Consider the following 5021-nt stretch of genomic DNA (forward strand, 5'->3'; position numbering starts at 1 on the left):
GGCTTCCGCGTACGTCGGGGATGCGGGGGCGGCGGAGGGGGAATTCCGCCTAGGGCCGTACGGAGCGGTCGTACGGCGGCCGACCAGGGTGCTCATGACACCGGTTCCGTCAGTTCGCGGTCGAGCGGGATCTCGGCGGTGACCGTCACGGCGGCCGGTTCCAGATCGGCGGGGGCCGGCATCACGCTGCCGGGGAGCCGGACCGCGGCGGCGCCGTGGGCCACGGCCGAGGCGAGGGCGTCGGGGCCGGAACCGCCGGCGATGAGGAAGCCGGCCAGGGAGGCGTCCCCGGCGCCGACGTTGCTGCGGACGGCGGACACCCGCGCGCTGCCGAACCAGGCGCCGGCGTCCGTCACCAGGAGCTGGCCGTCGGCGCCCAGGCTGGCGAGTACGGCGCGGGCGCCCAGCGCGCGCACCTCCTCGGCCGCCTTGAGCGCGTCGCCCACGGTCGTGAGGGGGCGCGCGACCGCCGCCGCCAGCTCCTCGGCGTTCGGCTTCACCACGTCGGGACGCGCGCGCAGCGCCTCCAGGAGGGCGGGCCCCGAGGTGTCCAGCGCGATCCGCGCGCCTCCGGCGTGCGCCCGCGTGACGACATCGGCGTACCAGGAGGGTGCCAGTCCCCGGGGCAGGCTGCCGCAGCACGCGATCCAGTCGGCCTCGCGCGACTGCTCGCGGACGGTGTCCAGGAGCAGTTCCTGTTCCGCGGCGGACAGTTCGGGACCCGGCGCGTTGATCTTCGTGAGGACCCCGTCGGACTCCGCGAGCGCGATGTTGGAGCGGGTGGCTCCGGCGACCGGGACCGGTGCCACCTCGATGCCCTGGGCGTCGAGCAGGTCGGCGACGAGTGCCCCCGGCGCACCGCCCAGGGGCAGGACGGCGACCGTGCGCCGTCCGGCGGCGGCGACGGCGCGCGAGACGTTCACGCCCTTGCCGCCGGGGTCCATGCGCTCGCCGGTGGCGCGGACGACCTCGCCGCGCTCCAGGGCGGGGACCTCGTAGGTGCGGTCCAGGGACGGGTTCGGGGTGACGGTGAGGATCATGCGCGCACCACTTCCGTGCCGCCGCGCTCGATGGCGGTGGCGTCTTCGTCGCTCAGCCCGCTGTCGGTGATCAGCAGGTCCACGTCGCCGAGCCCGCCGAAGCGGGCGAAGTGCTCCTGGCCGTGCTTGGCGGAGTCGGCCAGCAGCACCACGCGGCGGGCGGCGGCGATCGCCGCGCGCTTGACGGCGGCCTCGGCGAGGTCGGGGGTGGTCAGACCGTGCTCGGCGGAGAAGCCGTTGGCGGCGACGAACAGGACGTCGGCGCGGATCTCGCCGTACGCGCGCAGCGCCCAGGCGTCCACGGCGGCGCGCGTGCGGTGCCGCACGCGCCCGCCGATCAGGTGGAGCTGGATACCGGGGTGGTCGGCCAGGCGGGCCGCGATGGGCAGGCTGTGCGTGGCGACGGTGAGGGAGGACTCCAGGGGGATGGCGGCGGCGAGGCGGGCCACCGTCGTGCCGGCGTCCAGGATCATCGTCCCCTCGGCCGGCAGCTCGGTGAGGGCCGCCTTGGCGATGCGGTCCTTCTCGTCGGCGGCGGTGGACTCGCGCTCGGCGAGGTCGGGCTCGAAGTCGAGGCGGCCGGCCGGGATGGCACCGCCGTGCACCCGGCGGACGAGGCCGGCGCGGTCGAGGGCCTTCAGGTCGCGGCGGATGGTCTCCGCGGTGACCTGGAACTCCTCGGCCAGCGACAGCACGTCCACCCGGCCGCCGTCCCGGGCGAGCCGGAGGATCTCCTGCTGCCGCTCCGGTGCGTACATGTCCGTCCGCCTCCACCTCATGCCCGAACGTGTGGTTTCACCGCGAGGCTACGCCCGTATGTCGGCAAAGTAAACAGGTTCAGACTTGGATCGGGCACGAACGGGCAGCGGCTCGCCCATGGGCCACCGCCCGGCGGAGACTGGCGGGCGAGCCGGGCAGCCGACAGGGCCCGGCACCGCCTCGGTGCCGGGCCCCGCGTCATACGGCCTGGTCAGTGCACCAGCTCGGGCTCTTGATCCGTCGCCGGCTCCTCCTGTCCGGCGCCCTCCACGTGCTGCGCCGGACGCTTCGGCAGCGCGGTCATCAGCAGGAGGATCGCGCCCATGATCGCGGCGACGTACCACAGGGCGTGCTGGAAGGCGTGTACGAAGGCCGGCCCGACCTGCGCCGGGGCGAGTCGGTCGCCGATCTGCCCGAAGAAGACCACCGACACCAGGCCCAGGCCCAGCGCGTTGCCCATCTGCTGCACGGTGTTGATCAGCCCGGACGCGGAACCGGCGTGCTCACGCGGCACCTCCGAGAGGACCGCGTCGGTGAGCGGGGCGACGATCAGCCCCATGCCCAGCCCCATCACGACCAGCGGCAGGGCCATCTGCCAGGAGGCGATGGCGAGGCCGTAGTGGTGTGCCTCCCACAGGTAGAGCAGCACGCCCAGCCCCATCACCAGCGCACCCGCCTGGAGCACCTTCCGGCCGAACCGCGGCACCAGCTGCTGCACCGACAGCCCGGCCGCCGTGGACACCGCGATCGAGAACGGCACCCCGGTCAGCCCGGCCCGCAGCGGGCTCCAGCCCAGGCCGATCTGCATGTACAGCGTCCAGACCAGGAAGAAGATGCCGAGCGCGACCCCGAAGACGGTCTGCACGGCGATGCCCGCGGCGAAGCTCTTCACCCGGAAGAGGGACAGCTCGATCAGCGGGGAACCGTCCCTGGCCGCCTTCCGTTTCTCGTATGACACCAGCGCCGCGAAGACGACGAGCGCACCGGCCATGCAGAGGTGACCCCACAGGGGCCAGCCCAGCTCACGGCCGCGGGTGAGGGGGTACAGCAGCATGAGCAGGCCCAGCGAGACCAGGGTCACGCCGACGAGGTCCAGCTTCAGGGCCTTCGGCGCGCGGGACTCGGTGATGAACCGGCGGCCGAGGAGGAGAGCCGCGACACCCACGGGGAGGTTGATGAGGAAGATGGGCCGCCACTCCAGCCCGAAGAGGTTCCACTCGGTCAGCAGCGCGCCCAGCAGCGGCCCGGAGACGGCACCCAGCCCGACGATCGCGCCGAACAGACCGAAGACCTTGCCGCGTTCGTGCGCCGGGAAGGTGGCGTGCACGATGGACAGCACCTGCGGCACCATCAGCGCGGCCATACCGCCCTGGAGAATCCGGGAGGCGACCAGCATCTCCGGGTTCACCGCGAATCCGCACAGGGCGGAGGCGAGGGTGAAACCACCGATACCGACCAGGAACACCCGCTTGCGGCCGTGGATGTCACCGAGCCGGCCGCCGGTGATCAGACCGGCGGCGAAGGCGAGGGCGTAGCCGGCGGTTATCCACTGGATCTGGCTGAGCGAGGCATGGGCGCTGCGCTGGATGGACGGAATGGCGATGTTGACGATGGTCACGTCCACCAGGTCCATGAAGGCGGCCGTCATGACGATGGCGAGCGCCAGCCAGCGGGCGCGGTCGGGAAGCGGTTGGGGGTTGGGCGTCATGGGAGGAAAGTAGGACACCACTAGGCCAGATGGCGTCCTATTTCTCCGGCATCCTCGTACGCATGACGACCGACACCCCGGCCCGGCTGCTCCAGCTGCTCTCGCTCCTCCAGACGCCCCGTGAGTGGCCCGGCGGCGAGCTGGCCGAGCGGCTCAGCGTGTCCCGGCGTACCGTGCGGCGGGACATCGACCGGCTCCGGGAACTGGGCTATCCGGTGCAGGCGACCAAGGGCGCGGACGGCGGGTACCGGCTGGTCGCGGGCAAGGCGATGCCTCCGCTGGTGCTGGACGACGAGGAGGCGGTCGCGATCGCGGTCGGGCTGCGGGCGGGCGCCGGGCACGCCGTGGCGGGCGTGGACGAGGCCTCCGTGCGGGCCCTCGCCAAGCTGGAGCAGGTGCTGCCGTCCCGGCTGCGCCACCGGGTGTCCACGCTCCAGGCCGCGACGACAGCGCTGACCAGCGGGGACGGGCCGAGCATCGCGCCCGAGACGCTGACCGTGATGGCGTCCACGGTGGCGGGGCACGAGCGGCTGCGGTTCGCCTACCGCGACAAGGACGGCAGCGCGTCGCGGCGGCTGACCGAGCCGCACCGGCTGGTGTCGACGGGGCTGCGCTGGTACCTGGTCGCCTACGACGTCGACCGGGCGGACTGGCGCACCTTCCGGGTCGACCGGGTGAGCGAGCCGTTCGCGACCGGTGTCCGGTTCGCGCCGCGGGAGCTGCCGACGGGGAGCGCCGCCGAGTACCTGCGCCAGTCCATCCGGCGGCGGCAGGAGACGTACGCCTTCGAGGTGCGGTTCGCCGCACCGGCGGACCAGATATCCGCGCGGGTGCCGGGCCGGCTCGGGGTGCCCGAGGACGACGGCGAGGGCGGCTGCGTCCTGCGGGGCAGCACGGGCGATCCCGCGCAGTGGCTGGCGGTGCGGCTGGCGATGGCTGGGTGCGAGTTCGTGGTGCGGGAACCGGTGGAACTGGTGGAACGCGTACGGGAGCTGGGGGGACGGCTGAGCCGGGCGGGCGGCTCGGCGCCACCGGACCCCGGCCCGCGGGGTGCGGCCGATCAGTGACCGCGCCACCACCGGGTTACTGAACCCACTGGGTCCCTGAACCCACCGGGTCGCACCGGGTCGCTGAACCCATCAGGCCCGGGGCGCGGTACCGGAGGAGGACGGCGAGGGCGGTGCGTCCTGCGGGGCACGACGGACGACAGGCGATCCCGATCCCGCCAAGGCCCGACCGCCCCCGGACGCGGCACCCGAGGGCGACGGCACGGGCGGCTGTGCCCTGCGGGACACCCACGGGCGATCCCGTCAGGCCCGCCCCCGGGCGTGGCGGTGCCCCGGTGACAGGACCTGCCGTGCAGGGGGTTTCGTTTGGATCAGGTCGGATCAGGCCGCGGCGTCCGGTGCGGTGCGTCGCAAGGCGGAGGATCACCCGCGTACTGGGCGTACTCGGGTGGTCCGACAACGCGGCGTGGGGGTCCCCCCGGCCGGAGGCTGGGGGAGTGCCGTGCC

Annotated in this window: 4 protein-coding genes; 1 reads left to right on the forward strand and 3 read right to left on the reverse strand. The window is 73.6% G+C overall.

What is annotated here, in order from left to right; genetic code table 11:
- Window positions 1-92: 92 nt before the first annotated feature.
- The 3 genes from pfkB to IF37_RS0137810 all read right to left on the reverse strand — a co-directional run bounded on the left by pfkB (window position 93) and on the right by IF37_RS0137810 (window position 3507).
- Window positions 93-1040 (reverse strand): 1-phosphofructokinase, encoded by a 948-nt coding sequence (pfkB, locus tag IF37_RS0137800; protein WP_030754030.1) that lies wholly within the window; start codon window positions 1038-1040, stop codon window positions 93-95.
- A complete protein-coding gene (locus tag IF37_RS0137805) occupies window positions 1037-1798 on the reverse strand; it encodes a DeoR/GlpR family DNA-binding transcription regulator (protein WP_030754033.1) in 762 nt (253 codons plus the stop codon). Before IF37_RS0137805 ends, pfkB begins: the two co-directional genes overlap by 4 nt.
- A 212-nt stretch (window positions 1799-2010) precedes the next feature.
- Complete coding sequence (locus tag IF37_RS0137810) at window positions 2011-3507, reverse strand: MFS transporter (protein ID WP_030754035.1); 1497 nt, start codon at window positions 3505-3507, stop codon at window positions 2011-2013.
- A 62-nt stretch (window positions 3508-3569) separates the two neighbouring features.
- Here IF37_RS0137810 and IF37_RS0137815 point away from each other — a divergent pair, with 62 nt between their 5' ends.
- On the forward strand, window positions 3570-4574 hold the full coding sequence (locus IF37_RS0137815; protein WP_173457120.1) for a YafY family protein: 1005 nt from the start codon (window positions 3570-3572) through the stop codon (window positions 4572-4574).
- Window positions 4575-5021 lie beyond the last annotated feature (447 nt).

The organism is Streptomyces sp. NRRL S-31, from assembly GCF_000718775.1.
Taxonomy (GTDB): Bacteria; Actinomycetota; Actinomycetes; order Streptomycetales; family Streptomycetaceae; genus Streptomyces.